The organism is Nonomuraea sp. NPDC049624, assembly GCF_040675255.1.
GTDB lineage: Bacteria > Actinomycetota > Actinomycetes > Streptosporangiales > Streptosporangiaceae > Nonomuraea.
This window is the reverse complement of record NZ_JBFAOR010000011.1, coordinates 51,524-77,842: the sequence shown is the minus strand read 5'-3', so window position 1 is coordinate 77,842 and position 26,319 is coordinate 51,524. Positions and strand designations below refer to the sequence as shown.

25 protein-coding genes and 1 tRNA gene are annotated in these 26,319 nt (G+C 71.3%); 6 read left to right on the top strand and 20 right to left on the bottom strand.

Annotated features, from left to right (window positions below; translation table 11 throughout):
• Positions 1 to 105: 105 nt before the first annotated feature.
• The 3 genes from AB0J76_RS38580 (at position 106) to AB0J76_RS38570 (ending at position 3,857) form a co-directional block, all read left to right on the top strand.
• A complete protein-coding gene (locus tag AB0J76_RS38580) occupies positions 106 to 1,089 on the top strand; it encodes an SGNH/GDSL hydrolase family protein (RefSeq protein ID WP_352323552.1) in 984 nt (327 codons plus the stop codon).
• 147 nt (positions 1,090 to 1,236) lie between these two features.
• On the top strand, positions 1,237 to 2,565 hold the full coding sequence (locus AB0J76_RS38575; RefSeq protein WP_352323553.1) for a PQQ-binding-like beta-propeller repeat protein: 1,329 nt from the start codon (positions 1,237 to 1,239) through the stop codon (positions 2,563 to 2,565).
• Positions 2,566 to 2,639: 74 nt separating this feature from the next.
• Positions 2,640 to 3,857, top strand: coding sequence for an acetyl-CoA C-acetyltransferase (locus AB0J76_RS38570; RefSeq protein ID WP_352323554.1), 1,218 nt, complete (start codon positions 2,640 to 2,642; stop codon positions 3,855 to 3,857).
• 63 nt (positions 3,858 to 3,920) lie between these two features.
• Here the strand turns inward: AB0J76_RS38570 and AB0J76_RS38565 are convergent, their stop codons facing one another.
• The 20 genes from AB0J76_RS38565 to AB0J76_RS38470 all read right to left on the bottom strand — a co-directional run bounded on the left by AB0J76_RS38565 (position 3,921) and on the right by AB0J76_RS38470 (position 23,339).
• On the bottom strand, positions 3,921 to 4,328 hold the full coding sequence (locus AB0J76_RS38565) for a PPOX class F420-dependent oxidoreductase (RefSeq protein WP_352323555.1): 408 nt from the start codon (positions 4,326 to 4,328) through the stop codon (positions 3,921 to 3,923).
• 56 nt (positions 4,329 to 4,384) lie between these two features.
• Positions 4,385 to 4,618, bottom strand: a complete 234-nt coding sequence (locus AB0J76_RS38560; protein WP_352323556.1) for a DUF4287 domain-containing protein — start codon at positions 4,616 to 4,618, stop codon at positions 4,385 to 4,387.
• Between the two features lie 159 nt (positions 4,619 to 4,777).
• Complete coding sequence (locus tag AB0J76_RS38555; RefSeq protein WP_352323557.1) at positions 4,778 to 5,569, bottom strand: Bax inhibitor-1/YccA family protein; 792 nt, start codon at positions 5,567 to 5,569, stop codon at positions 4,778 to 4,780.
• A 369-nt stretch (positions 5,570 to 5,938) separates the two neighbouring features.
• Positions 5,939 to 6,011 (bottom strand) — tRNA-Leu (locus AB0J76_RS38550).
• A gap of 49 nt (positions 6,012 to 6,060) precedes the next feature.
• Positions 6,061 to 6,585, bottom strand: a complete 525-nt coding sequence (locus AB0J76_RS38545) for a peptide deformylase (protein WP_352323559.1) — start codon at positions 6,583 to 6,585, stop codon at positions 6,061 to 6,063.
• The gene (locus AB0J76_RS38540; RefSeq protein WP_352323560.1) at positions 6,582 to 7,094 is read right to left on the bottom strand and encodes an ACT domain-containing protein; all 513 of its coding nucleotides are present in this window, start codon (positions 7,092 to 7,094) and stop codon (positions 6,582 to 6,584) included. The genes AB0J76_RS38545 and AB0J76_RS38540 overlap by 4 nt, the downstream gene beginning before the upstream one ends.
• Before the next feature lie 80 nt (positions 7,095 to 7,174).
• Entirely contained in the window at positions 7,175 to 8,491 is a 1,317-nt protein-coding gene (locus tag AB0J76_RS38535; RefSeq protein WP_352323561.1) for an NAD(P)/FAD-dependent oxidoreductase, read from the bottom strand.
• 95 nt (positions 8,492 to 8,586) lie between these two features.
• The gene (locus AB0J76_RS38530) at positions 8,587 to 9,381 is read right to left on the bottom strand and encodes a uracil-DNA glycosylase (RefSeq protein WP_352323562.1); all 795 of its coding nucleotides are present in this window, start codon (positions 9,379 to 9,381) and stop codon (positions 8,587 to 8,589) included.
• A gap of 18 nt (positions 9,382 to 9,399) precedes the next feature.
• Positions 9,400 to 10,344 (bottom strand): hypothetical protein, encoded by a 945-nt coding sequence (locus tag AB0J76_RS38525; RefSeq protein WP_352323563.1) that lies wholly within the window; start codon positions 10,342 to 10,344, stop codon positions 9,400 to 9,402.
• A complete protein-coding gene (locus AB0J76_RS38520) occupies positions 10,341 to 10,667 on the bottom strand; it encodes a PadR family transcriptional regulator (RefSeq protein WP_352323564.1) in 327 nt (108 codons plus the stop codon). The genes AB0J76_RS38525 and AB0J76_RS38520 overlap by 4 nt, the downstream gene beginning before the upstream one ends.
• An 88-nt stretch (positions 10,668 to 10,755) precedes the next feature.
• Positions 10,756 to 12,213 (bottom strand): hypothetical protein, encoded by a 1,458-nt coding sequence (locus AB0J76_RS38515; RefSeq protein ID WP_352323565.1) that lies wholly within the window; start codon positions 12,211 to 12,213, stop codon positions 10,756 to 10,758.
• A 188-nt stretch (positions 12,214 to 12,401) separates the two neighbouring features.
• Positions 12,402 to 13,349 (bottom strand): Ppx/GppA phosphatase family protein, encoded by a 948-nt coding sequence (locus tag AB0J76_RS38510; RefSeq protein ID WP_352323566.1) that lies wholly within the window; start codon positions 13,347 to 13,349, stop codon positions 12,402 to 12,404.
• Positions 13,340 to 13,828, bottom strand: a complete 489-nt coding sequence (locus tag AB0J76_RS38505; RefSeq protein WP_352323567.1) for a DUF501 domain-containing protein — start codon at positions 13,826 to 13,828, stop codon at positions 13,340 to 13,342. Before AB0J76_RS38505 ends, AB0J76_RS38510 begins: the two co-directional genes overlap by 10 nt.
• Positions 13,818 to 14,228 carry a septum formation initiator family protein gene (locus tag AB0J76_RS38500; RefSeq protein ID WP_352323568.1) on the bottom strand — a complete coding sequence of 137 codons (411 nt, stop codon included), beginning with the start codon at positions 14,226 to 14,228 and terminating at the stop codon, positions 13,818 to 13,820. The genes AB0J76_RS38505 and AB0J76_RS38500 overlap by 11 nt, the downstream gene beginning before the upstream one ends.
• Positions 14,229 to 14,299: 71 nt before the next feature.
• Entirely contained in the window at positions 14,300 to 15,577 is a 1,278-nt protein-coding gene (gene eno, locus AB0J76_RS38495) for a phosphopyruvate hydratase (protein ID WP_352323569.1), read from the bottom strand.
• A gap of 178 nt (positions 15,578 to 15,755) precedes the next feature.
• The gene (locus AB0J76_RS38490; protein ID WP_352323570.1) at positions 15,756 to 17,762 is read right to left on the bottom strand and encodes a protein kinase; all 2,007 of its coding nucleotides are present in this window, start codon (positions 17,760 to 17,762) and stop codon (positions 15,756 to 15,758) included.
• Positions 17,763 to 17,837: 75 nt separating this feature from the next.
• Positions 17,838 to 18,770 carry a MazG family protein gene (locus AB0J76_RS38485; RefSeq protein WP_352323571.1) on the bottom strand — a complete coding sequence of 311 codons (933 nt, stop codon included), beginning with the start codon at positions 18,768 to 18,770 and terminating at the stop codon, positions 17,838 to 17,840.
• Between the two features lie 4 nt (positions 18,771 to 18,774).
• Positions 18,775 to 19,395 carry a SurA N-terminal domain-containing protein gene (locus tag AB0J76_RS38480; RefSeq protein WP_352323577.1) on the bottom strand — a complete coding sequence of 207 codons (621 nt, stop codon included), beginning with the start codon at positions 19,393 to 19,395 and terminating at the stop codon, positions 18,775 to 18,777.
• Positions 19,392 to 22,892, bottom strand: a complete 3,501-nt coding sequence (mfd, locus tag AB0J76_RS38475) for a transcription-repair coupling factor (protein ID WP_352323572.1) — start codon at positions 22,890 to 22,892, stop codon at positions 19,392 to 19,394. Before mfd ends, AB0J76_RS38480 begins: the two co-directional genes overlap by 4 nt.
• A gap of 75 nt (positions 22,893 to 22,967) precedes the next feature.
• Entirely contained in the window at positions 22,968 to 23,339 is a 372-nt protein-coding gene (locus AB0J76_RS38470) for a signal peptidase I (protein ID WP_352323573.1), read from the bottom strand.
• A 62-nt stretch (positions 23,340 to 23,401) separates the two neighbouring features.
• Here AB0J76_RS38470 and AB0J76_RS38465 point away from each other — a divergent pair, with 62 nt between their 5' ends.
• From AB0J76_RS38465 to AB0J76_RS38455, 3 genes are all read left to right on the top strand, one after another.
• Positions 23,402 to 24,121 (top strand): methyltransferase domain-containing protein, encoded by a 720-nt coding sequence (locus AB0J76_RS38465; RefSeq protein ID WP_352323574.1) that lies wholly within the window; start codon positions 23,402 to 23,404, stop codon positions 24,119 to 24,121.
• Between the two features lie 69 nt (positions 24,122 to 24,190).
• Positions 24,191 to 25,405 (top strand): adenylyl-sulfate kinase, encoded by a 1,215-nt coding sequence (gene cysC, locus AB0J76_RS38460; RefSeq protein WP_352323575.1) that lies wholly within the window; start codon positions 24,191 to 24,193, stop codon positions 25,403 to 25,405.
• Positions 25,393 to 26,319 (top strand): sulfite exporter TauE/SafE family protein, encoded by a 927-nt coding sequence (locus AB0J76_RS38455; protein ID WP_352323576.1) that lies wholly within the window; start codon positions 25,393 to 25,395, stop codon positions 26,317 to 26,319. The genes cysC and AB0J76_RS38455 overlap by 13 nt, the downstream gene beginning before the upstream one ends.

Genomic DNA, 26,319 nt, shown 5'->3' with positions numbered 1-26,319 from the left:
CGAAGCTTGATCAGCTTGCCCGAGGCCGAGATCCAGTGGGGGTGGCAGGCCCTCGGCTAGTTTTCAAGCAAACGCTACCGCCGAGTTCGACCGGGAGGACACTACGTGGTCTGGGCAGCAGGCATGGCACGCGCGGCCAGGCGGATCGCGATGGCGGCGGCGCTCGGAGGTGGCGGGCTCACGGCTCTGGGAGCCACGGCGTACGGCCTGCTGATCGCCGAGGGGCTGCTCGCGCGCAAGGCCATCGGCCGCCCCCACGGTCTGGACGGACCGCCCTCCGACGGCGTCTACGGCGATTTCCGCGGCAAACCCCTCAAGATGGCCATGCTCGGCGATTCCACTTCGGTGGGCCTGGGCATGACCGACCCCAGCCACACCCCCGCCGTCCTGCTGGCCAACGGCGTGGCGGCGGTGGCCGAGCGGCCGGTGCACCTGCTGGTGGCGGGCAAGTCGGGCGCCCCGTCCGCCGAGCTGCCCGAGCAGGTGGACGCCGCCCTCGCCATGCGCCCGGACGTGGCGGTCATCTTCGTGGGGGCCAACGACATCATCACCCAGACGCCGCCGGCCGTGGCGGTGCGCCACCTGGCCAAGGCGGTGCGGCGGCTGCGCGAGGCGGGCGTCGAGGTGGTCGTCGGCACCTGCCCCGACCTCGGCACGGTACGGCCCATCGCCCAGCCGCTGCGCTGGGTGACCCGGCGGTGGAGCCGTCAGCTCGCGGCGGCCCAGACCGTCGCCGTGGTCGACGCGGGCGGCCGCACGGTGGCGTTCGCCGACGTCCTGGGGCCGGAATTCGATACAAATCCGACAGAAATGTTCGGACCGGATCGTTTCCATCCATCTGACCGAGGTTACGCGCAGGCCGCTTACGCGGTGCTACCGTCGGTGTGCGCTGCGTTGGGGCTGTGGCCTGAGCCGCGGCCCGCGCGGGGCGAAGGACTGCAACCGATCTACCTTGCGGCGGCAACGGCCGCGGAGGAGCCCGGCACCGAGGTCACCGCGACCCGGGTCGACGGGCGGGCGACGGGGCTCCACGGCAAGTGGGCCACGCTGTTCCGCCGGCGGCTCGGCGAGACGCCTACCGACGCGTGAGCGCGCCCGGCGGGCGGCTCGACGATCCCACCGACGCGTGATCGTGCGCGCCGGGGGGCTTCGCGACGCCTGACCCGGTCACCCTCCGAGCCTTAGCCGTCACTCCTCGTCCTCTTTTGGAGTGAATTGCCTGTGCTCCGGCCCCTCATGAAACCTTCCCTGGCCCTCGCGGGGACCCTCGCCCTGACCGCCTGCTCCGGCAGCGACGCCGCCACGGCGAACTTCCCCTCCTGGCAGAACACCCAGGTCAACGCGGTCAGCCGGATCGTGTCCGCGGCCGGTGTGGTCACCACCACGTCCATGAAGCCCGACGGCACGCTGGAGACCGTGGCGCTCGGCCTCGAAGACGGCCGGCGCCTGTGGGCCTACCCGGCCACTATGGCGGGCCGGCTGCCCGGCATGGGCGTCTCCGCCCCCGCGATCGTGGAGACCGCCAAGGGCCAGGGGGTGGTCGTGGCCCTCGACCCGGCGAAGAAGGGCCGCTGGAACGCCACCCTCATCGCCCGCGACGCCCGCTCCGGGGCGCAGAAGTGGGCCAGGCCCATGCACTCCACGTTCGGGCCGCAGCGCTGCGGCCCCTATCTGTGCGTGTCGGAGCACACCGCCCTCACCCACGCCCGGATGGTCGTGCTCGACCCGGCGACCGGCCGGGTGATGTGGCGGCTGCCCGGCATCTCCGAGGTCGAGTGGTCCGACCCGGCCCGGGTCCTGCTGCTGCGGATGGCCGCCAACCCCATGATCGAGTCCTACGACGTCAAGACCGGCAAGCTGCAGTGGCAGCAGCCGATCGAGCAGGCGCTCGGGCCCGGCATCGACCTGTCGGGCGGGTGGGCGTTCGGCTCGACCGGCGACAACCTGGTCGGCTACGTCGCCCCCTACACCAACCCCCAGACGAAGAAGGTCTCCACCTTCGGGCTGTTCTCCATCAGGATCAGCGACGGCACGGTCAACTGGATGCGTCCTTCCGTCGTGCGCGTCTATCCCAGCGGCAGCCCCGGCTACGCGCCCGTGGTCCGTCCGGTCGACCGCCAGGGCGCCTACGGCGGTTTCGCCAGGCTCGACTCCGAGACCGGCCGGGTGGTCGGCCAGATCACCGCCTCCGACGTCCCCGGCTCGGGCTGGTGGCTGGCCTTCCCCGACCGCATGGACAAACTGGGCTTCCTCAAGCACGACGCCAAGGGCAGCGCCTTCGACCTGGTCTCGGGCAAGCCCGCGCCGGTGGGCGAGGAGCGGGGCTGGTCCTTCTGCGTCACCGACCCCAAGCCGCTGCCGCTGCGCGGCCAGGCCCCCGGCTTCTACTCCACGGCCGCCGTCTGCGAGTACGACCTCGGCACCGGTACCCGCGTCTCCCCCATGAACGCCCCGCCGCCCTGGTTCACCGGCAGCCAGGACGGCTGGCGCCTGTGGCGCGACGAGAAGGGCGCCGTGCACGCCGTCAACGACCACACCGCCACCGCCCCCGGCATGTACGGCTGACGCGGGGCCCCGGGGCGCTTGCGAGGAGGACTGGAATATAGTTCTAATATCAGCGCCGGACACAAGGAGGGGCCATGCCCGAGGCAGTCATCGTCGCAACCGCGCGTTCCCCGATCGGACGAGCCTTCAAGGGGTCGCTCAAGGACATCCGTCCCGACGATCTGACCGTACAGATGATCCAGGCGGCGCTGGCCAAGGTGCCCCAGCTCGACCCGAACACGATCGACGACATCATGCTCGGCTGTGGCCTGCCGGGCGGTGAGCAGGGCTTCAACATGGCCCGGGTGGTGGCGGTGCTGCTCGGGCTCGACACCGTGCCGGGCACGACCGTCACGCGCTACTGCTCCTCGTCGCTGCAGACGACGCGGATGGCCTTCCACGCGATCAAGGCGGGTGAGGGCGACGTGTTCGTCTCGGCCGGTGTGGAGACCGTCTCGCGCTTCGCCAAGGGCAACTCCGACTCGCTGCCCGACACCCACAACCCGCTCTTCCTCGACGCGACGGCCCGCACCAAGAAGGCGGCCGAGGGCGGCCACACCTGGCACGACCCCCGCCAGGACGGCGCCGTCCCCGACATCTACATCGCCATGGGGCAGACCGCCGAGAACCTGGCCCAGCTCAAGGGCGTCAGCCGCCGCGAGCAGGACGAGTTCGGCGTGCGCTCCCAGAACCTGGCCGAGAAGGCGCTGGCCGACGGGTTCTGGCAGAAGGACATCACCCCCGTCACGCTCCCCGACGGCACCGTGGTCAGCAAGGACGACGGCCCCCGGGCCGGCACCACGTACGAGGGGGTGGCCGGGCTCAAGCCGGTCTTCCGCCCCGACGGCACGGTCACCGCGGGCAACTGCTGCCCGCTCAACGACGGCGCGGCGGCCCTGGTCATCATGAGCGACGTCAAGGCGGCCGAGCTGGGCATCACGCCGCTGGCCCGGATCGTCAGCACCGGCGTCAGCGGGCTCTCGCCCGAGATCATGGGCCTCGGGCCGGTGGAGGCGTCCAAGCAGGCGCTGTCGCGGGCCGGGATGGCGATCGAGGACATCGACCTCGTGGAGATCAACGAGGCGTTCGCGGCGCAGGTGATCCCGTCGTACCAGGACCTCGGGATCGAGCTCGACCGGCTCAACGTCAACGGTGGCGCCATCGCCGTCGGGCACCCGTTCGGCATGACCGGGGCGCGCATCACCTCGACGCTGATCAACAGCCTGCGCCACCACGACAAGAGCCTCGGCCTCGAGACGATGTGCGTCGGCGGCGGCCAGGGCATGGCGATGGTGCTGGAGCGCCTGTCCTAGATCGTGCTCTGCGGCCCCGCGCCCGGCCTTCCCGGCCGCGCGGGGCCGTTCGCGTCCCGGAGGTCAGCCCTGACGGTCGGGGCCGGCCTGGAGCGGCGTCACGCGGACGATGACGCGCCGCTCCCTGACCATGGCCGCGCGGTAGTCGTCCCAGTCGGGGTGTTCGCCGGAGATGTCACGGTAGTAGGCGACGAGCTGGTCCATCGCCTCCGGCAGGGAGACGACCTCGGCCGTGCCGTCGACCTGGAGCCACTCGCCGAAGAAGCCGTCGGCGAGCACGCAGAGCGAGACGCGGGGATCGCGGCGGATGTTGTGCACCTTCATCGCCGTCTCGCGGGTGCTGATGACGATGTGCCCGTCCGCCACGCCCGCCAGCACCGGCGACATCTGCGGGTGCCCTCCGCGACGGCTGGTGAGCAGGACTGCGTGGTGGTGGGTCTCGATGAAGCCGAGCGCCTTGTCCAGATCCATGTCTTCATGATGACGCGCCCGTGCTCGGAGCACGGGCGCGGGGATGGGGAAGGGCTCTACATCAAGCCCATTCGGGTACGGCGGTGCCGCTCGTGCTCCAGCACGATCGCGGCGGCGTAGCCGTGGGTCAGCCCGTGCTCGTCGGCGAGCCAGTTGGCCCGCTCGTCGCACCTCAGGAAGGATGGGCCGTTGTCGATGGCTTGGAACCACTCGGGGAGTTCGCGTCCCGTTATCGTGGGGACCCTTGCGATGAGCTTCGTCTGCGTCTCCGGTGAGTGGTTCAAGGACATGGGCACCTCCGCGGATTAAGGTCCTTTGCTCGACACTGCAACACCGCGCTGCGAATGGCAACCCCCCGGCCAGGCATCATTGTGTGACGGCAGGTAGATTTCCGGTCGCACAAAGAGAGGGCCCCGCCGGTTACGGCGAGGCCCCCAGGAGATGAACGATCAGTCGTCGCCGGTGAAATAGCTGATGAGGCGGAGCACCTCAAGGTAGATCCACACCAGGCTCAGCATGAGGCCGAACGCGCACTGCCAGGCGAACTTCTCCGGGACGCCCTGGCGCACGCCCTGCTCGATCGAGTCGAAGTCGAGGAGCAGGAAGAAGCAGCCGATCAGGATCATGACGATGCTGAAGACGTAGCCGAGCGGGCTGTCGGTGCGCAGGCCGAGCCCGACGCCGTTGAAGATGCCGACCAGCAGGTTGACCAGCACCAGCCCGACCACCGCGATGGCGGCCGCCATGCCGTACTTGACCAGCTTGGGTGTGACGCGGACGACCCGCAGCGAGTAGACCGTCAGCACCGCGCCGAAGGCGAAGGCCGTGCCGAGCACCGCCTGGAAGACGATGCCGCTGATGGCGCCCTCGAACAGCTGGCTGATCTTGCCGAGGAAGACGCCCTCGAACACCGCGTAGCCCAGGATGAGCGCCGGGTTGGTGCTCTGGGTGAACGAGGCGATCAGGCCGAGGATCAGGGCCACGACGGCGGCGCCGACGGCCACCATCGGGGGGACGTCGAGCACCCACGTCGCGGCGGCGGCCACGACGAGCGCTCCGAGGGTGAGGAAACCCCGGACGACGACGTCGTCGAGGGTCATCGCCCGGTAGGCGGGCGGGGCCGGGGGTGCGTACGACGGGGCGTCGTACATGTTCCGCAGGGTGTCGGGTGAGGGGGCCGGGCCGGCCCATCCCGCGCGCTGCTGGCGCACCCTGCCGAATACGGGGTTCTTGCTCTCCATCGCTGCCTCCTGTGGCGCCGAGCCTACGGGGCCTGGCGGCACCTAGGTCAACTCACGCTCAGATCGAAGTTCGTCGGGGGACTTCGGCAGCGAGGACAACGAACGTGACCTCGCACGAGTTCCCGTGGCCGGGAGGGCCGTCCGGGGGGCCGGCGGCCGGGCGGCGAGTAACTGCGTCGCAACCAATGGAAACCGGGTTCTGTTGGGTTTCGTGATGAAAACGGAATCTTCCCGATGCCTCACCACACCGGGTCTTCCCGGCAAACGACTGGAAGCATTGTGTGACGGGTTGACAGCAGTAGTGAACCACCGGATGCGACAAGACGCTTCACTCGGAGAAAACCCCAGGTCGGGGACACTTAAGAAAGGTGCCCCCGGCGGGATTCGAACCCGCACTACAACCCTTTTAAGGGGTTTGCCTCTGCCATTGGGCTACGGGGGCGCCGCAATCATACGAAACGGACCATGCTTCCGAGGAGCACAACTTCGCATCAGGCGTCACAAGTGTGAAGTCTGCGGTGAAGTGATAGCGCCCCTGGCACTCTGTCCAAGAAGAGTAGACCGTCCAGATGGTCCAGTTGGTGCTGAATGCAGCGGGCTTCGAAGGCGTCCGCCTCGATGACGACCGGCTCCCCTGTGCCTGGCAAATGCCCATGTACGGTGATACGCGTCGCCCGGCGTACGTCCGCCGTGAGCCCGGCGATGGACGCGCACCCCTCGCGCCCGCCGTCCCAGTGGGAGGCGCTCGTGAGCCGAGGGTTGACCAGGACGAGCTCCCCGGCCCACGACCGGGCCCGGGGGTGGGCCCAGGCGTTGAAGGCGATCAGCCGCCACCTCAGGCCGATCTGCGGGGCGGCCAGCCCCGTCATGGCCTTCTCGCTGCGCAGGGTGGCGAGGAGGTCGGCCGCGGCCCGCACGGTCTCGGGGGCCGCCGGATCGACCGGCTCCGCCTTGGCCGACAGCGCCGGGTGCGGCGCGCCGAGCACCTGGCGCGGGGTGCCTCTGGCGCCCGTCACAGCAGGTCCGGCTCGACGGGACGGAAGGTGATCTCCGAGTCGAGCCCGGCCCCGACCGCCGCCAGCCGGCGCATGAGGGCGGCGACGTCGACGTCCTCGGGCAGCTCGACGTCGGCGATGAGCACGTACAGTCGGCCGGTGAGCCGGGTGCTCATGCCGGTGATGTTGCCGCCGTCGGCGGCCAGCACGGCGCTGACGGCCGAGATGATGCCGGGCCGGTCGGGGCCGTGCACGGTCAGGACGTAGCCGAGGCCGCCGCCGTCGTCGCAGAAGTGCCGCCGCGCCTCGATCGCCGAGGCGGAGACCACCAGCTCGGGCGCGCTGAGCCGCTTGGTCAGCTCGGCGGGGTCGAGATCGCCGGAGACCAGGAGCATCATCGCCACGTACCCGCCGAGCAGCGTCATGGTCGAGTCCTGGATGTTCGCGCCGCAGTCGGCCAGCGAACCGGTGACGGCGGCGATCACGCCGGGCCGGTCCACGCCGAGCACGGTCACCGCTGAGAGCCCCACCCGTGGTACCCCTTCCGCATTTCGTCCAGGGGTGCCGAAAACGCCCCGGCGATGCTCGCCGGGGCGCTGCCGTACCTGGGCTAGCGGCGGGTCGTCGCCACCGCGGCCCTGAATCCGTCGCGCGGATGCTCCATCTCACCCAGCGAGATGGTCTCTCGCTTGAAGAACAGGGCCAGGGTCCAGTCGACGACGACACGGACCTTGCGGTTCAGCGTCGGCACCCGCGACAGATGGTAGGTGCGGTGCATGAACCACGCAGGGAAACCGCGCAGCTTCACGCCGTAGACATTGGCGACGCCCTGATGCAGGCCCAATCCGGCGACCGATCCGACATACTTGTGGCGGTAATTGACCAGTTGCTCGCCGCGCAGGTGCCGGACGATGTTGTCGGCCAGCACCTTGGCCTGGCGCACGGCGTGCTGGGCGTTGGGGGCGCAGTACTGGCCCGGGTTCGTCACGTCGGGCACCCCGGCCGCGTCGCCGGCGGCGAAGGCGTCGCGGGTGCCGGCGACGGTCAGGGCGGCGGTGGTCTTGATGCGGCCCCGCTCGTCCAGGGGCAGGTCGCTGTCGTTGACGACCGGGCTCGGCTTGACGCCCGCCGTCCACACCAGGGTCTCGGCGTCGAACTTGGTGCCGTCGCTGAGCACGACGTGGCCGCCCTCGCACGACTCCAGCCTGGTGCCCAGCTTGACCTCGATGCCGCGTTCGCGCAGCTGCTCCAGCGTCCACTTGCCCATCTCGGGGCCGACCTCGGGCAGCACCCGGTTCGTCGCCTCCACGAGCACCCAGCGCAGGTCGGCCGGGGTGATGTTGCGGTAGTAGCGGGTGGAGTCCTTGGCCATGTCCTCCAGCTCGGCCAGCGCCTCCACGCCCGCGAAGCCGGCCCCGACCACGACGAACGTCAGCGCCCTGCGCCGCACCTCGGGATCGACGGTCGACTCGGCCACGTCGAGCAGGTGCAGCACGCGGTTGCGCAGCGCGATGGCCTCGCCGACGGTCTTGAACCCGATGCCGATGTCGGTCAGCCCGGGGATCGGCAGCGTGCGCGAGATCGACCCGGCGGCCATCACGATCACGTCGTAGGCCACCTGGCGCGGCTCGCCCTCGGCGGGCTGGAAGGTGACGACGCGCTCGGCGTGGTCGACCTTGGTGACCGTGCCGTTGAGGATGCGCACCTTGGGCAGGATCCGGCGCAGCGGGGCCACCATGTGCCTGGGCGACAGGTTGCCCGCCGCCGCCTCCGGCAGGAACGGCTGGTAGGTCATGTAGGACTGGGGGTCGATGATCGTGATGCGCGCCTCGCCGCCGCGCAGCTCGCGGTGGAGCTTGCGCTGCAGTCTGAGCGCGGTGTACAGGCCGACGTACCCGCCGCCGACGATCAAGATGTGCTTGTTCATCCTGAGGCCCCATCCCTCGTGGAATGCTTGTGAAAGCATTCACAAGCTTACGTCGGGCACTTCCGGAGAGTCCAACCCGGGGATGGTGGGACGCGTCACACCGCCAGTGACCTGGCCCGGAGGAAGACGTCGTCCAGCATCTGGGCGGTGACGCGGCCGGTGAAGGTGTTCTGCTGGCTGGGGTGGTAGCAGCCGATCAACGTGACGGGGGCGGCGCCGTGCCGGACCTCGACCTCGACGCCGTGGCCGAACCGGGGGCGGGTGCGCGGCAGGTCGTAGCCGGCGTCCCTGAGCGCGGGCCACATGGCCTGCCAGGCGAACCCGCCGAGCGCCACCACCGCCCGTACGCTCTGCGCCACCATCGCCACCTCGCGCGCCATCCACGGGAAACAGGCGGCCTTCTCCTCCGGCGTGGGCTTGTTGGCCGGAGGCGCGCAGCGCACCGACGCCACCACCCTGGTGTCGATGAGCTCCTGGCCGTCGCCGGCGTACGTGCTGGTCTCCTTGGCCGCCAGGCCGCAGCGGTGGAGCGAGGCGAACAGCCAGTCGCCGCTGCGGTCGCCGGTGAAGATGCGGCCCGTCCTGTTGCCCCCGTGGGCCGCCGGCGCCAGGCCGACCAGCAGCACCTTCGGCCGCTCGGCCCCCCACCCGGGGACGGGACGGCCCCAGTACGTCTCGTCCGCGAACGCGCGCCGCCGCACGCGCGCCACCTCCTCGCGCCACTCCACCAGACGCGGGCAGGCACGGCAGACGGACTGCGCGGCCGTGAGCTCCGCGAGGGTGCCGCTGGCGGAGGCGAGGCGGCGCACGTCCGCGGGGTCATGGGCCACCGGGGTGTCAGGGGTGGCGGGGTCGCCGGGCCAGCCGGTGCCGGGTGGTACGAAGCTCATGACACCGATGGTGCCCGATCACCTCGTCCTCTCGGGCACGGGCGTGGCGGCGGTGGGGGCGGCAGTGGGGGTGGCGGTGGCGGCCGGCGCGGGCGTCGCCGAAGGGGCGAGGGGCGCCGTGGAGGCCGTCGGGCACGCGGCGGGCGCGGCCGTGGGCATGCCGTCGTCGGCCATCATCTCCTGCTGCTGGACCAGCGGCAGCGGGTAGCGGTTGAGCACCGGCTCGCCGCAGGACCGGTCGACCATGTACCCGTGCTCCTCGGGGCTGACCGTGATCGGTTTGCCGTCCTGGTCGTAGAGGTAGACGTCGGTCAGCGGGCTGCCGTCCTTGGCGTACGGCTTGATGTTGTAGACGTCGAGGCCGCCGCCGACCAGCATCACGTCGGCCGGCGCCGCCATCGCGACCGGCTGGTCGTCGCGGTCGGAGACCGCCGCCATGCCGGCCAGCAGCGCCAGCGCCGCCAGCACGTTGACGCCCGTGGCCAGCAGCGCGGCGAAGCGCCCGCCGCGGGCCCGGCCGAACCACACCGAGATCCACACGGCCACCGCCACGAGCGCCCACTCCGCAAGGTTCCCCGGGACGACGCCGCCGCCCGCCGTGATCGCCAGCAGCAGCATGGCCAGCAGGTAGCCGCGCAGCACCCACCAGCCGGGCCGCAGCTCGGGCAGGAAGGCCACGAAGCTCCGGTACGGCCTGTGCCGCAGCAGCCCGGCATGCGCCCGCGCCGCCCACGCGCGCGGCCGCGGACGGCGACTCCGGCGGCTCTGGGGACGCCCCCCGTAGGCGGCCACCAGCTCATCCGCGTACGCGGCGGGCGGCCCGAGCCGATCCTCCAGCGGCAGGTCGGACTCGGCCGCGATCTCGGCCAGATGGTCGTCGAGGTCCTCGATCAGCTCCTCGCGGTCGGGGTGACCGGCCAGGGCGTCGCGGACGGCCTGCGCGTACTGTTCCGGCGTGGTCATGCGTGGCCCTCCTTGAGCAGGGAATCCATGGTGGCCGCGAACGACGCCCACCGCTTGGCGGAGGTGGCGTACAGGGTGCGGCCGACCTCGTTGAGCCCGTAGTACTTGCGGTGGGGGCCCTCGTCGGAGGCGACGACGTAGGAGTTGAGCGCGCCGGCCTTGAACAGGCGGCGCAGCGTGCCGTACACGGAGGCGTCGCCCACCTCTTCCAGGCCCGCCTCCCTGAGCCGGCGCACGACGTCGTAGCCGTAGCCGTCGCGCTCGGCGAGCACGGCCAGGACGGCCAGGTCGAGCACGCCCTTGAGCAACTGGCTGCTATCCACGCGAAGCAGAGTACTGTGCAAAGCACAGTAGTGGCAACAAGAGAACCGGGCGGCTCCCGTGAGGGTGCCGCCCGGTCACATGGTCAGCTTAGGCGTCGGTCTTGGGGCAGGTCGCCGAGTAGTTGGCGACGCCCGAGGAGGCGGCGTTCGGGCTGACGACGACGAGCTCGATGGTGCCCTTCGTCTCCTTGCTGTTCTGCGTGCCACCGACGCCCCAGGTCACGGCGAGGTCGCCGTTGACCTGACGCTCAAGGACGTTGACGTCCTTGACGCCGTTGACCACCCAGTAGTACTTGACGGTGGTCGGGCCGGTGCTGTGCAGGGTGGCCGAGAAGTCCACGCCGGGACCACGGTTGTCCTTGCACATGTCGGTGCGGGTGTTGGTGACCGACACGGACGACACGGACGCGGTGGGCTTGGGAGCCTCGCACGCCGCGTACGACTGCGTGATCGAGTCACTGTTGTTGCGGCCGGTGACCGTCAGGGTGATCTTGCCACCCTTGGCGGCGTTGCCGATCAGCGCCTGCTCGGAGAGCTCGACGGTCTTGGAGCCGCTGCCGGCGAAGAAGGTCTCGCCCTTGGACACCGACTCGCCGTTGACCGCCCAGGTGTACTGGACGCGCGCGGCGCCGGTCGCGCTGACCGTGGCGCGCGCGCCGACCTTGCAACCGTTGTGGTTGGTGGCCGTCACCAGGTTGGTGGCCGACACCTTGACAGCGGGAGCGGGGGTCGAGTCCTTGCACCACACCTTGTAGTAGGCGCGGTTGGACAGGGCGTCGTCGGGGCCGACGATCTCGAGCTGCGCCCAGCCACGCTGGCTGTGACGCGGGGAGATGCCGAAGCCGACCTTACGCTTGTTCCAGACCTTGACCTTGCCGTGGTCGGCGACCTCGCCGTTCAGGATCCAGCGGTAACGGACCCACGTCGGGTGGTTGACGCTGATCAGACCGGTGAAGTCGATCTTGTCACCCGGGGTGCAGACGCCCTCGTAGGACGACGGGTTGGCCCAGGCGCGAGCCGAGACCGACACGTCCTTGTCCGTACGGACGCCCGAAAAGTCGTTTCCGTCATTCTTGCCACCCTGGTCGGCACAGCTGACCGAGAAGTAGCCCTTCTTGGACGTGGCCTTCTTCGGACCGAGGACCTGGACGGCCTCCCAGCCCTTGACCTCACCCTTGAAGGTCACCGACTCCTTGACGGTGACCGTCTTGGTGCCGTGGCCCTTGAGCTTGACCACCTGAACCTTGCCCTTGGACCCGTCACCGTGGAGCCAACGGTAGGCGAGCTCGGTCTTGCCCTTGACCGGGACCGAGATCCTGGACGAGAAGCGGAGGTTGACCGGACAGGAACCCTGGTAGTCCTTCGACGAGACCTTCGGCGTGGTGACCGAGACCTTGCCGGACTTGGAGGACTTGGCCGCGGTGGCCGTGCCGGCCTTGCCGGCCGCGGCCGAGGTCGCCGCCTGAGCGGGGCTGGCTACCAGGCCCGCTGCCATGGCGGCCAGCACGGCGGCGGAGGCGCCGAACGCCGCCGCCTTACGTGCCAACCCAACAGACATCATGTGAGAGTGCTCCATTCCGTGAGGGAAAAGACGCGCTCGGGAACGGTCGCCACGCCGACACCTTCCGTGCACAGCAATATGGCAAAGCCCCCGTTTTGCGCCTTTACCTAATCACAATAGTGATTGCACGCTCAACACGGGTCATAGATCGGAAATGTCCGGATTTGGCTATCTCAGCCGGCGAGGGACCAGGCGATTCCGTCCAAGATGTCGTGTTCGCTGACGACGACCTGGGAAAACGCAAAACGACGCACGATCCGGTCAAGAATTAGCGCACCGGCACCAATCACGTCAACACGCCCAGGATGCATCACCGGGACCTGCGCGCGATCACCATGGGTCATCGCCAGCAGCCGCCGCGTCACCTCGTGCACCTCCTCGGCGGTGATCCTGGAGTGGTGGATGCGCTCGGAGTCGTAGGCCGGCAGGTCGAGCGCGATGCCCGCGATCGTGGTCACCGAGCCCGCCAGGCCGACCAGCGTGTGCGCCCGCTCGACGGGCACCGCCTCCTCGACCCGGTCGAGGGCCGCCTCGATGTCGGCGACGACCGCCTCCAGCGCGGGGGCCGAGGGCGGGTCGCCGGCGTCCCTCAGGTGGCGTTCGGTCAGCCGTACGCAGCCGATGTCCACCGACAGCGCGGCCTCGGCGTGCTCGGAGCCGACCACGAACTCCGTGGAGCCGCCGCCGATGTCCACCACCAGGTAGGGCGGCAGCGGGCCCTGCGGCAGCTCGGTCTCCGGCGAGATGCGCAGCAGGCCCCTGGTCGCCCCCGTGAACGACAGCTCGGCCTCCTCCGCCCCCGTCACGACCTCGGGCGTCACGCCGAAGATCTCGCGCACGCCGTCGGCGAACTCCTGCCGGTTGCCCGCGTCGCGGGTGGCGCTCGTGGCGACCACCCTGGTCGCGACCGCGCCGTGCCGGTCGATCAGCTCCCGGTAGGAACGCATCGCCTTGAACGTGCGCTCCAGCGCGTCGGGCGCCAGCATGCCGGTGCGGTCGACCCCCTGCCCCAGCCGGACGATCTCCATCCGCCGCTCGACGTCGTGCAGCGTGTCGTCGCGGACGTCGGCGATGAGCAGGCGCACCGAGTTGGTGCCGCAGTCGATGGCGGCTACACGCATGGTCCGTCACTCCACCAGTCGGGGAGCGCGTCGAGCGCCTCCCTGCCGAACGGGTTGCTCCCCGGCACCGCCAGCTCGTGCGCCACCAGGGCGTGCAGGCACTTCACCCGCAGCGGCATGCCGCCGGTGCTCTGCATGTCGCGGGGCAGCGGCTCCATGCCCTCGTCGTGGGCCGCCTTGTCGCGCCTGGCGACGTAGTCGTCGTGCGCGGCCTGGTAGGCGGCCGCCAGGTCGGGGTCGCTCGCCAGCCTGGCCTGCATCTCGCGCATCAGGCCGGAGCCTTCGAGCGTGCCGATGGCCGAGGCGGCCTTGGGGCAGGTCAGGTAGTACAGGGTCGGGAACGGCGACCCGTCGGGCAGCCGCGGCGCGGTCTCCACCACGTCGGGATTGCCGCACGGGCAGCGGTGGGCCACCCCGCGCAGCCCTCTGGGCGGCCGGCCGAGCTGCCGCTGGACCGCCTCGACGTCGTCACTTTCCACTGCTGCTCTCCACCGCTCTGCGGCCCGTGCCCTTGTCGGCGGCCTCCACCGACTCCCACAGCGTCTGGTACCACGGCGGCACCTCGACGGGCTGCTTCACGGCCGTCTGCTCCTTGCCCTGCTCGGGCTCCATCACCACATAGCACTTCTCGCCGGGGCCGCAGAAGTGCAGCCGCTCCTTGGCGGTGCGCTTGATCCAGTTGGGATCGTCGCTCTGCCGGTCGCGGGCCAGCAGCGTCTGCCGCTCGGCCTCGACCCTGGCCTTCTCCGCCTGCAGCTCGGCGATGCTGCGGCGCAGGCTGATGTACTCGCGCACAGGGTAGGCCAGGCTCATCGCGATCGCGCACACCACGACCGCGAGGATGGCGGCCCGCCCGGTCAGCTGCGGCCTCTTCGCCAATGCTGCACACCCCCTTCGACGTACGGCCCGCGGCCGTCAGACCTTCCCAGGCCGCGGACCGTCAGTCGAAACTAGCGCCGGAACCGCGGAAAAGCCGCGCGACCCGCGTAGCGGGCGGCATCGTCGAGAAGCTCCTCGATGCGCAGCAACTGGTTGTACTTGGCCACGCGGTCGGACCGCGCCGGGGCGCCGGTCTTGATCTGGCCGCAGTTGACCGCCACCGCCAGGTCGGCGATCGTCGTGTCCTCGGTCTCGCCGGAACGGTGGCTCATCATGCACCGGTAGCCGTTGCGGTGGGCCAGGTCGACGGCGTCGAGGGTCTCCGACAGCGTGCCGATCTGGTTGACCTTGACCAGCAGGGCGTTGGCGGTGCCCTCGTTGATGCCGCGCTCCAGCCGCTCGGGGTTGGTGACGAACAGGTCGTCGCCGACGAGCTGCACCTTGTCGCCGAGGGCCTCGGTGATGGCCTTCCAGCCCTCCCAGTCCTCCTCGTCGAGGGGGTCCTCGATGGAGACGAGCGGGTAGTTGGCGACCAGGTCTTCGTAGAAGGCGATGAGCTCCCGCGCCGAGACGCCCTTGCCGTCGATCGTGTAGACGCCGTCCTTGTGGAACTCGGAGGCGGCCACGTCGAGGGCCAGCGCCACGTCTTCGCCCGGCACGTAGCCGGCCCGCTCGATCGCGACCAGGATCAGGTCGAGGGCGTCGCGGTTGGAGGGCAGGTTGGGGGCGAAGCCGCCCTCGTCGCCCAGGCCCGTCGCGTAGCCCTTCTCCTTCAGCACGCCCTTGAGCGCGTGGTAGACCTCGGTGCCCATGCGCACGGCCTCGCGGAACGTCTCCGCCCCGATCGGCGCGATCATGAACTCCTGGATGTCGACGTTGGTGTCGGCGTGCGCGCCGCCGTTGAGGATGTTCATCATCGGCACGGGCAGCACGTGGGCGTTGGGGCCGCCGACGTAGCGGAACAGGGGCAGGTCGGCGCTGTCGGCCGCGGCCTTGGCGACGGCGAGCGAGACGCCCAGGATGGCGTTGGCGCCCAGCTTGGCCTTGTTCGGCGTGCGGTCGAGGTCGATCATGATCTGGTCGATGATGCGCTGGTCCTCGGCCTCGATCCCGTTGATCTCCTCGAAGATCTCGTCGGTCACCGCCAGCACGGCCTTCTCCACGCCCTTGCCGCCATAGCGCTTGCCGCCGTCACGCAGCTCGACCGCCTCGAACTGGCCGGTGGACGCCCCGCTCGGCACGGCGGCGCGGCCGCTGCTGCCGTCGTCGAGCACGACCTCGACCTCGACCGTGGGGTTGCCCCGGGAGTCGAGGATCTCGCGAGCGTAAACGACCTCGATGGTAGCCACGGGTTGCGCTCCTAAATCGAAAGGCAATATGCCATCAGAGCCTATCGGTACCCAGGGCCACCGATACGGCACGGTCCGACTGCCGGACATCGGGCCCGTCATGGCCAGTCGGTCGGGGACAGGCTTCGGGCCCGTCGGGGGTCAGCCGGTCGGGGACAGGCTTCGGGCCCGTCGGGGGTCAGCCGGTCGGGGACAGGCTCCAGGCCTGGAGGCGGCCGCCTGTCGCGGCGACCAGCAGGCCGTCGCCCACCGCCAGGGCGGTGACCTTCCTGCCCGGCACGAGGCCGCCCAGCCGCTCGCCGCGGTCGGCGTTCCACACGGTGACCCCGTCGCCGCCGCCGGCGATCATCCGGCGGCCGCCCGCGGCCGTGACGCCGGCGCCCGCCGCGCCCGTGGTGAAGCCGCGCACGTAGGCGCCGCTGGCCAGGTCGTACACGGCGGTCGAGCGGCCCGTGGTGACGGCGGCGCGGCCGTCGCCGAACGCGGCGACCGAACGCACCTCGCCCTTGCCCTCGCCGAGCAGCCCGCCGGCCGCGTGCACCAGGCCCCGGCCGGTGCCGACGAGGGCCTTGCCGCTGGCCTCGTCCCAGGCCAGGGCGGTGACCGGGCCGGTGGCCGGCCTGGCGCGGGCGACGACGCGGTTGGCGGCCAGGTCGAGCGTCACGACCCGGCCGTCACGGCAGCCGATCATCACCGCGGGCTGCTTGCGCCACTGGCCGGGCGCCAGGCGGGCCTCCGACGGGCACACCGCGTGCCACGTGCCAGGGCGGGCGTCGCCGATGCGCCAGCGCCGCACGGCCCCGTCCGTGCCCGTCCAGACCGCGGTCTGCCGGCCGCCCACCGGGACCAGCAGCAGCGAGCGCACCGGCGTGGGGCCGGCGTTCGCGAGCCGGTCGAGCGGCTCGCCGGTACGCGGGTCCCACACCTCGATCGAGTTGCCCGCCCGCTCGGCGTAGACGACGACGGGCGCGCCCTTGTGGTGCCCGATGGCCATCGCCGCGACCTGGGCTCCCGACGCGGGCCCGAACCGGGGGCCGAGCTCGACGCCGAACGCCTCCGCCGGCCCGCCGTCCTGCCCGCCGGAGGGCAGACCGGCGTTGCGCCACAACACCCCGGCCACCACCCCCACGGCGACCAGCACGCCGACCCCGGCGGCGGCCCACCCCCGCCGCGTCACCCGACCCGCGCCGAACCGCTCCGCCCGCACCTCACCCGCGCCGAACCGCTCCGCCCGCACCTCACCAGCGCCGGGTCGCGCCCGCCTGCGACCGTGCCCACGGGCTTGCCCACGGACCTGCTCGCGGACGGGCCCGCGGACGCGCCCGGGACCGTGCCCGCTGGCAGGCCCGCTGACGGGCCCGCTGACGGGCCCGCGCGGCGCCGTGCGGCCCAGCAGCCGCGCCAGCACCTCCTCGGCCGACGGCCGCGCCCCCGGCTCCTTGGCCAGGCACGCCGCCAGCACCGCGCGCAGCGGCTCGGGCACCTCCCGCAGGTCCGGCTCGGCGTGCAGGATCCGGTTCATCACGGCCGGGATCGAGTCCCTGCCGAACAGCGGCTCCCCCGTGGCGGCGAACCCGAGGGTGGCCGCCCAGCTGAAGACGTCGGAGGCGGCCGTCGCGCCCTCCCCCGCGATCTGCTCCGGCGACATGTACCCCGGCGTGCCGACGACGCTGCTCGCCGTGGTGGAGACGTCCACGTCCTTGGCGATGCCGAAGTCGATCACGCGGGGGCCGTCCTGGCCCATCAGCACGTTGCTCGGCTTGAAGTCGCGGTGCACGATGCCCGCGCCGTGGATGGCGGTCAGGGCCGTGATCGTGCCGGCCGCCAGCCGGTCCAGCTCGCCGCCGGTCAGCGGGCCGCCGTCCAGGACCAGGTCGTGCAGGGACGGCCCGTCGATGAACTCGCTGACGATGTACGGCCGCCCCTCGGCCAGCCCGCTGCCGTAGATCCGGGCCGTGCGCGCGCCGGCCACCTTGGCGGCGGTCGTGCTCTCCCGCAGGAACCGGCGGGTGGCCCGCTCGTCGCCCAGCAGGCGCGGATGCAGCACCTTGACGGCCGCGTGGCCGCCGCGCGCGTCGCGGCCGAGGAACACCGACCCCTGGCCGCCGTCGCCCAGCCGGCCGAGCAGGCGGTAGCCCGCCACCTCCCGCGGCTCCCCCGAGCGCAGCGGTCTCAGCTCCACCACCAGTCCCCCTCGGCTCGCCGGTTCAAGCCCCCGAGGATCCTGGCATTTGGTGACTTCTCCCGACAACCGAGACGGTCAGGCGTTGGACTCCCACGCGCGTACGCGGTCGCGGTAGGCACGGGCCGCGGCGCGCAGCTCGGCCTCGGGGTCCAGCCCGGCCTCCTGCGCCCGGCGTACGAGGTCGAACAGCTCGCGCGCCACCCCCTGGCCGATCGCGGCCGCCAGGGCCTCGGGCGCACCGGCCCGTTCGGCCCTGCGCAGCAGCTGGGCGGCCAGCGCGAGCGCGGGCTGGCCCAGGGGGACGCCGTCGAGCACCGACGACTCGCCGCCCTTGGCCGCCCGCTCGGCCGCCTTGATCGCCTCCCAGTTGTCGTTGACCTCGTCCGCGCTCTCGGCCCGCACCGATCCGAACACGTGCGGGTGCCGCCGGACGAGCTTCTCGACGATCCCCGCGGCGACGTCGTCCATGTCGAACGTCTCGGCCACGCGGGCGTGGAAGACCACCTGGAGCAGCAGGTCGCCGAGCTCCTCGCGGAGCGCCGGGTAGTCGCCCTGCTCGATCGTCTCCAGGACCTCGTACGACTCCTCCAGCAGGTACGGCACCAGCGACTCGTGCGTCTGCTTGCGGTCCCACGGGCATTCGGTGCGCAGCCGGTCCATCACCGCGACCAGGTCGAGCACCCGCGAGCCGGGCAGGTCGTACGAACCGGGCACGACCTCGATGAGCGGCGGCTCGTCGAGCGCGATGGCCGCGCGCCCGATCGCGCGCATGAAGTCCTCGTCGTCACCGGCGAGCCAGACCACCCGCTCGCGCACCGCCCGCCTGGACAGCGCGACCGCGTCGGGCACGACGACCTCCGCCTCGATCCCGGCGGCGGCCAGATAGGGAAGCTGCGGGTGGCCGGCCGAGCCGGTCAGCACGGGCCCCGAGCGCAGCGCCTGCCAGGCCTGGTCGCTCAGCAGGCCCGGCGCGACCCGGGGCGAGGTGGTGACGACGATCAGCGGCATCGGGCTAGCCCTGCTGCGGCTGCGCCTGCTGGGAGGACTTGCCGAACCGGCCCGGATCGACGAAGCCCTGCTGGCTGAACTGGCCGTAACGGGGACTGTAGACCGGCTTGATGCTCGTCAGCTCCTTGACGAACTTCTCCTGCGCGGCCTGGTCCTGGGCGCCGCCGAGCTGGTTGCGCACCTTGACCGCGCCCAGCTCCGCGCGCAGGTAGCCCCGCGCGTCGGCCGGGCTGACGCCCCTGGCGATCAGGTTGATCTCGGGCGACTGGTACTGGCCCGGGTCCTTGAGCGCGTTGTCCACCTCGCTCTCGCTGACCTGCACGTTGTGCTTGGCCGCGAGCTGCCTGAACGCGCTCTCGTTCGCCATCCGGTAGAGCACGAACTGGGTGACGGGCACCCCGAGCTGCTCGGCCGAGACGTTGGCGCGCTTGAGGGCGGCCTCGTACTCCTGAACGTTCCTGGTCAGGTCGCGGGCCGAGATGCGCTCGCTCCCGACCACGGCCGCTGCTCCGGCCTCCATGGGCGAAGAGCAGGCGGTCAGCGCGGCGAGTCCGACCGCACCGGCGGCCACAGCCACTCGAATCGACTTCACATGCGTCCCTTTCCGAACAAAAACCGCGCTCAGCTTACCCGCGCGGGCTCAAGAAACATCGCCTCGACCAGGTCGCCGCACCATTTGAGCAGATCCAGGTCGCGCAACGGCTGCCCGCCCAGCGGCTTGGTCTTGGGCACCGGCACGAGCAACGTCTCGGCCGCCTGCTTGTAGACCGCCTTCTTGTACAGCCGGTCGAGCCTGACCTGCTGCGACTCCCGCAGCCGGGCCGGGCCGAACTTGATGTTCTGCCCCTGCAGCGTGACGTCGGTGAGCCCGGCCGAGCGCGCCTTGATCCGGAAGCGGGCCACCTCCAGCAGGTTCTCCACCTCCACCGGCGGCTTGCCGTAGCGGTCGGTGAGCTCGTCGCGGACCTCGTCGATGTGGATCGGCGCGGTGATGGCCGCGATGCGCTTGTACGCCTCCAGCCGCAGCCGCTCGGAGGTGACGTAGTCGTGCGGGATGTGGGCGTTGATGGGCAGCTCGACCTTGACGTCCTGCTGCTCCTGCTGGACCTCGGCCCCGGACAGCTTGGCCTTCTGCTCCTGCACGGCCTCGGCCATCAGGCGCACGTAGAGGTCGAAGCCGACGCCCGCGATGAAGCCCGACTGCTCGGCGCCGAGCACGTTGCCCGCGCCGCGGATCTCCAGGTCCTTCATCGCGACGTACATGCCCGCGCCCATCTCGGTGTGCTGGGAGATGGTGGCCAGGCGCTCGTGCGCGGTCTCCGTCAGCGGCTTCTCCGGCGGGTAGAGGAAGTACGCGTAACCGCGTTCCCTGCCTCGCCCGACCCGGCCCCTGAGCTGGTGGAGCTGGGACAGGCCGTAGTTATCGGCCCGGTCGACGATGAGCGTGTTGGCGTTGGGCACGTCGAGGCCGGACTCGACGATCGTGGTGGAGACGAGCAGGTCGTACTCGCGTTCCCAGAAGCCGACCATGATCTTCTCGAGCTGGTGCTCGTTCATCTGGCCGTGGGCGACCGCGATGCGCGCCTCGGGGACCAGCTCGCGCAGCCGCGCCGCCACCCGGTTGATCGAGGCCACCCGGTTGTGCACGAAGAAGATCTGGCCGTCGCGCATCAGCTCGCGCCGGATCGCCGCCGCGATCTGCTTCTCCTCGTACGGCCCCACGAACGTGAGGATCGGGTGCCGCTCCTCCGGCGGCGTCAGGATTGTGGACATCTCGCGGATGCCGGTCAGGCCCATCTCCAGCGTGCGCGGGATCGGCGTGGCCGACATGGCCAGCACGTCGACCTGCGTGCGCAGGTGCTTCATGGCCTCCTTGTGCTCGACGCCGAACCGCTGCTCCTCGTCGATGATGATCAGCCCGAGGTCCTTGAACCTGACCTCCGGGCTGAGCAGCCGGTGGGTGCCGATGACGACGTCGACCGCGCCCGACCGCAGCCCCTCCATCGTGCCCTTGACCTCGCCGTCGGTCTGGAAGCGCGAGATCGGCCTGATCGCGATGGGGAAGCTGGAGAACCGCTCGGCGAAGGTGGACATGTGCTGCTGCACCAGCAGCGTGGTCGGCACCAGCACGGCCACCTGCTTGCCGTCCTGGACGGCCTTGAACGCCGCCCGCACCGCGATCTCGGTCTTGCCGTAGCCGACGTCGCCGCAGATCAGCCGGTCCATCGGGACGCCGCGTTCCATGTCGCGCTTGACCTCGTCGATGGCTTCGAGCTGGTCGCCGGTCTCGGCGTAGGGGAAGGCGTCCTCCATCTCACGCTGCCACGGCGTGTCGGCGCCGAAGGCGTGGCCCGGCGAGGCCATGCGGGCCGAGTAGAGCCTGATCAGCTCGCCGGCGATCTCCTTGACCGCCTTCTTGGCCCTGGACTTGGCCTTGGCCCAGTCGGCGCCGCCCATGCGGTTGAGCGTGGGCGCCTCGCCGCCGACGTAGCGGGTGACCTCGTCGAGCTGGTCGGTGGGCACGTAGAGGCGGTCGCCCTTGGCGTACTCGATGACCAGGTACTCGCGGGTCGCGCCCTGGACCGTGCGCTGGACCATCTCGACGTAGCGGCCGACGCCGTGCTGCTCGTGCACGACGTGGTCGCCGACCTTGAGCTGGAGCGGGTCGACCATGTTGCGGCGGCGCGAGGGCAGCCGGCGCATGTCCTTGGTGGACGCCTTCTGGCCCACCAGGTCGAGGTGGGTGAGCACGGCCAGGCGCGGGGTGATGAACCCGTGCTCGATCAGGCCGGTCGAGACGTGCACGACCTTGGGCTCGGGCGCCTTGTCCAGGAAACTCTGCAACCGCGCGGGCACGTCGACGCCCTTGAGCAGCTCGACCATGCGCTCGGCCGGCCCGTGGCCCTCGCTGAGCAGCACGACCGCCTTGTCCTCGGCCAGCCAGCCCTTGATGTCGGCCAGCGCCTTGGCGGTGTCGCCCCGGTAGGCCTCGGAGTCCTGGGCGTCGAGCTCGACGCCGTTGCCGAACGGCGCCATCGTCCACCACGGCTGGCCCAGCGCGCCGGCGTGGTCGCGGATCTCCTCCAGCGTGCGGAAGGCCGCCGCGCCCAGGTCGATCGGGGCCTCGCCGCCGGCCGCCGCATTGATCCAGGACGCCTCCAGGAACTCCTGCGAGGTGCGTACGAGCTCTTCGGCCCGGCCCCTGATGCGCTCGGGGTCGCACACGAACACCGCCGACCTGACCGGCAGGTGGTCGAGCAGCAGGTCCATCTCCCCCGCCAGCACCGGCGCGAACGCCTCCATGCCCTCGACCGGAATGCCGTCGGCGAGCTGGTCGAGCACCTCGGCGAGCGCCGGATGCTCCTGCGCCAGCTCCCGCGCCCGCGCCCGGACCTCGCCGGTCAGCAGCAGCTCGCGGCACGGCGGCGCGAACAGGCCGTCCTCGGCCGCCTCCAGCGAGCGCTGGTCGGCCACCTTGAACCAGCGGATCTCCTCGACCGTGTCGCCCCAGAACTCCAGCCGCAGCGGATGCTCCTCGGTGGGCGGGAACACGTCGAGCAGCCCGCCGCGCACGGCCACCTCGCCGCGCTTCTCCACCATGTCGACCCGGTGGTAGCCGTTGGTGACCAGGCGCTCGACCACCTCGTCGAGGTCGGCGTCGTCGCCCGCCCGCAGCCTGATCGGCTCCAGGTCGCCGAGCCCCTTGACGATCGGCTGGAGCAGCGCCCTGACCGGGGCGACCACCACGCCGAGCGGCCCGGCGGCGGTGTCGCCCTTGACCGGGTGCGCCAGCCTGCGCAGCACGGCCAGGCGCTGGCCCACGGTGTCGCTGCGCGGCGAGAGCCGCTCGTGCGGCAGCGTCTCCCAGGCCGGGAACACCGCGACCGAGCTCGGCTCGAGAAGGCTCGTCAACGCCGCCGCCAGGTCCTCGGCCTCCCGGCCGGTGGCGGTGACGGCCAGCACGGTGCGCTGGTCGTGCGCGGCCAGCGCGGCCACGCCGAACGGCCGCAACGCCGACGGCGCGATCAGTGAGACGTCGCCGCCCTCTTCGAGCGCGGCGGTCAGCTTCGGGTCGGCCCCGGCCCCCAGGGCCACAACGTCAAGCAATCCGGAAAGACTCATCAGATACGCCCACAGCCCCACGACGGCAACACAACTACCCCCGGCCGGGTCAGGTCGCGGGGGTCTCCACCCAGCCTACTCGGGGTGCGGCACCCGGTAACCGGGGACCGACGGCCAGCGTACGGTGAGCACCACCGACTCCGCCTCGGCGACCCACGAGTGGTCGACGCCCTTGCCCCAGACCACGTAGTCGCCGGGCTCGGTCAGCAGCACGCCGCGCCCCGGCAGCTCCACCCGGAACCGGCCGCTGATCAGGACGAGCAGGGCGGTGCGCTCCTCGCCCCTCACCCACTGCGCGCGCTCGTCGCCCGCCGGGTGCACGCCCCACTTGATCTCGACTTCCTCACTGTGTCTTGGGTCGCCGAAGGGTTTGAAGTGACCGAGCAGCCAGCCCCGGTCGCCGGCCGCGTCGATATTGGCGTTCCCCACGTAAACCTGCCCGTCCACGGGGCAGGACGCTAGCAGGGAAGTGCCTAACCGAGACGGCTCGATTGATTACTGTAGGTGACATGTCTGAGGTGCGATCAGTCGCCCAGCGAGGCGACCTCTTCGGTCAACGGATCCGCGAGCACTGGGCCGGGCGGTTCAGCCGGCGGCTCGACATACTCGTCGCGGGGTGCGCCCACGACGAGCCGCTCGACGTGGAGCCGCTGGAGGCCAGGGCCACGGGCGCCGACGTGGACCACCCGGTCATCAGGGACGTCGTGGAGGAGCGCGCCGACCTGGTGGCCTGGTCGCTCGGCGACCTGCGCTGCGTGCCGCTCCAGCACCGCGCCTACGACGTGATCCACCTGTCGTTCCTGCTCGAACGCGTCCAGCACGCCGAGCTGGTGTTCGACCGCCTGCTCCAGTCGCTGCGCCCGGGCGGCCTGGTGCTGCTGCGCATGCGCGACAGGAAGTCGGCCTACGGGCTGCTCGACCGCCTCACGCCGTCGTGGCTGCGCCGGGCGTTGTGGCGCACGCTGGTCACCCCCGGCACGCCGGGCCCGCTGCCCGTCGTCTACGAGCCGCTGGCCTCCAGCGACGGCATGCACGCCTTCTGTCTCAGCCGCGGCCTGATGATCACCGACGACGAGCGCCGGGTCAGCGGCCCGGCCCGCGCCGGCCGGCTCGGCTCCGCCGCCGTCGCGCTGGTCGACCGGCTGAGCGGCGGGCGTTACCCGGCGTCCCACGACGAGATCACGATGGTGATCAGGAAGCCCCAGCATCACTTCGCCCGGCTGCTCTAGCGACAGGGCGGTCCGAGCGATAGACTCCTTTCCTACCAATTCAATCGGAATAGTTGGGATGTCGGAACCGTGGAGTGGACCCCGGACGCGCACGAGCTGGCCGACCTTGAGCTGCTGCTGTCCGGGGCGTTCGAGCCACTGATCGGCTTCCTCGGCCACGACGACCTGCACGCCGTGCAGGAGCGCGGCACGCTCGCCGACGGCACCCCCTGGCCCGCGCCGGTCACCCTCCACCTGCCCGCCGAGGTCTCGCCCGGCGACGAGGTGCGGCTGCTCGACCCCGAGGGCCTGCCGCTGGCCGTGCTCACCGTGACCGCGCGCGAGGCCGACGGCCTGACCTCGGGGCCGCTCAAGGCGCTCGGCGCGCCCGAGCACGGCCCGTTCGCCCGGCTGCGCCGCACGCCCGCGGAGGTCAGGGCCGAGCTGGGCGGCCGGCCCGCGCTGGCCGTCACGATGCGCGGGCCGCTCGACGACCTCACCGAGATCACCGCCACCGCGAAGGAGCTCGACGCGGTGATCGTGCTGCTCCCCCTCTCGTACGGCGAGGCGGGCCCCGGCGTCGTCCGCGCCGCGCTGCGCGCCAAGGCGCACCTGCCGGAGGGCACCCTCGTCGTCCCGGTCCCGCTGGCGCCGCGCGCGGAGCCGGAGATCGACCTCGAACTGCGCGAGCACGTCGCCACCGCCTACGGCGCCACCGAGCACTACGCGGGCCCCGAGCCGGTCACGCTCCCCGGCCCGCCCCATCGCCGCGGCCTGGTCGTCTTCTTCACCGGCCTGTCCGGCTCGGGCAAGTCCACCATCGCCCGCGGCCTGCGCGACGCCCTGCTGGAGCTCGGCACCCGCACCGTCACCTACCTCGACGGCGACGTCGTGCGCCACCTGCTGTCCAAGGGCCTGACCTTCTCCAAGGCCGACCGCGACCTGAACATCCGGCGCATCGGCTTCGTCGCGGCCGAGGCGGCCCGCCACGGCGGCCTGGCGATCTGCGCCCCCATCGCCCCCTACGCCGCCACCCGCGAGGAGGTGCGCGAGACGGTCGAGTCCGTCGGGGCCGACTTCCTGCTCGTGCACGTCGCCACGCCGCTGGCCGAGTGCGAGCGGCGCGACCGCAAGGGCCTGTACGCCAAGGCCCGCGCCGGCCTGATCCCCGAGTTCACCGGCGTCTCCGACCCCTACGAGGAGCCGGACGACGCCGACCTGGTGATCGACACCACGCACATCTCGATCGAGGCGGCCGTCTCCCAGGTCCTGGGGGCGCTGCAGTCCGGAGGATGGGTACGTTGATCGACTTCGCACTGGTCGCCGGGTCCTTCGTCGTCGCCGTCGTGGTCGGCCTGACCGGCATGGGCGGCGGGGCCCTGATGACCCCGATGATGATGTTGTTCTTCAACGTCCCGCCGCTGGCCGCGGTCTCCAGCGACCTGGTCGCCTCGGCGGTCATGAAACCGGTCGGCAGCGTCGTCCACCTGCGGCGGGGCACGGTGAATCTGCGGCTGGTCGGCTGGTTGTGCGCCGGGTCGGTGCCGGCCGCGTTCTGCGGGGTGTTCCTGGCCCGCGCGTTCGCCGTGACGGACGCGGTCAAGTACGCGCTGGGCGTGGCGCTGCTGCTGGCCGTCGTCGGCATGGCGGTCAAGGGCTGGCTCGGCGCGCGGGGCGGCTCGTCGAGCGCCCACGAGATCGTCGTGCGCCCAATTCCGACCCTACTGGTCGGTACGGTAGGCGGGCTCGTGGTCGGCGTCTCCTCCGTGGGATCGGGGTCGCTGATCATCGTGGCCCTGCTCGTGCTCTATCCGGCGCTCAAGGCCAACCAGCTCGTCGGCACCGACCTGGTGCAGGCCGTGCCCCTGGTCGCGTCGGCCGCGCTCGGCCACCTGATGTTCGGCGACTTCAAGCTGGAGCTCACGCTCTCGCTGCTGGTCGGCTCGATCCCCGGCGTCTACCTCGGCGCGCGGATCTCCTCACGCGCCCCGGGCGGGCTGATCAGGGCCCTGCTGGCGATCGTCCTGCTCGCCTCGGCGCTCAAGCTCCTGGACGTGAACAACACCCTCACCGTCGCCCTCCTCGCCCTCGCCTCGGCCGTCACCGTCGTCGGCTGGAGGGTGCGAGGGAGTGCCGTCGCCTGGAGGAGCGGCGGGAGCGCAGCGACCAGAGCGGGGGAAGGCGGCGGCGTAAGGCGACCGAGCCGCCTCACGCAGTGA

Coding starts and splice junctions, on each gene's coding strand:
- AB0J76_RS38575 (WP_352323553.1), top strand. CDS start 1,237: ATGAAACCTTCCCTGGCCCTCGCGGGGACCCTCGCCCTGACCGCCTGC.
- AB0J76_RS38570 (WP_352323554.1), top strand. CDS start 2,640: ATGCCCGAGGCAGTCATCGTCGCAACCGCGCGTTCCCCGATCGGACGA.
- AB0J76_RS38565 (WP_352323555.1), bottom strand. CDS start 4,328: ATGGATCTGGACAAGGCGCTCGGCTTCATCGAGACCCACCACCACGCA.
- AB0J76_RS38560 (WP_352323556.1), bottom strand. CDS start 4,618: ATGTCCTTGAACCACTCACCGGAGACGCAGACGAAGCTCATCGCAAGG.
- AB0J76_RS38555 (WP_352323557.1), bottom strand. CDS start 5,569: ATGGAGAGCAAGAACCCCGTATTCGGCAGGGTGCGCCAGCAGCGCGCG.
- AB0J76_RS38535 (WP_352323561.1), bottom strand. CDS start 8,491: ATGAACAAGCACATCTTGATCGTCGGCGGCGGGTACGTCGGCCTGTAC.
- AB0J76_RS38530 (WP_352323562.1), bottom strand. CDS start 9,381: ATGAGCTTCGTACCACCCGGCACCGGCTGGCCCGGCGACCCCGCCACC.
- AB0J76_RS38525 (WP_352323563.1), bottom strand. CDS start 10,344: ATGACCACGCCGGAACAGTACGCGCAGGCCGTCCGCGACGCCCTGGCC.
- AB0J76_RS38510 (WP_352323566.1), bottom strand. CDS start 13,349: ATGCGTGTAGCCGCCATCGACTGCGGCACCAACTCGGTGCGCCTGCTC.
- AB0J76_RS38485 (WP_352323571.1), bottom strand. CDS start 18,770: ATGCCGCTGATCGTCGTCACCACCTCGCCCCGGGTCGCGCCGGGCCTG.
- mfd (WP_352323572.1), bottom strand. CDS start 22,892: ATGAGTCTTTCCGGATTGCTTGACGTTGTGGCCCTGGGGGCCGGGGCC.
- AB0J76_RS38465 (WP_352323574.1), top strand. CDS start 23,402: ATGTCTGAGGTGCGATCAGTCGCCCAGCGAGGCGACCTCTTCGGTCAA.
- AB0J76_RS38455 (WP_352323576.1), top strand. CDS start 25,393: ATGGGTACGTTGATCGACTTCGCACTGGTCGCCGGGTCCTTCGTCGTC.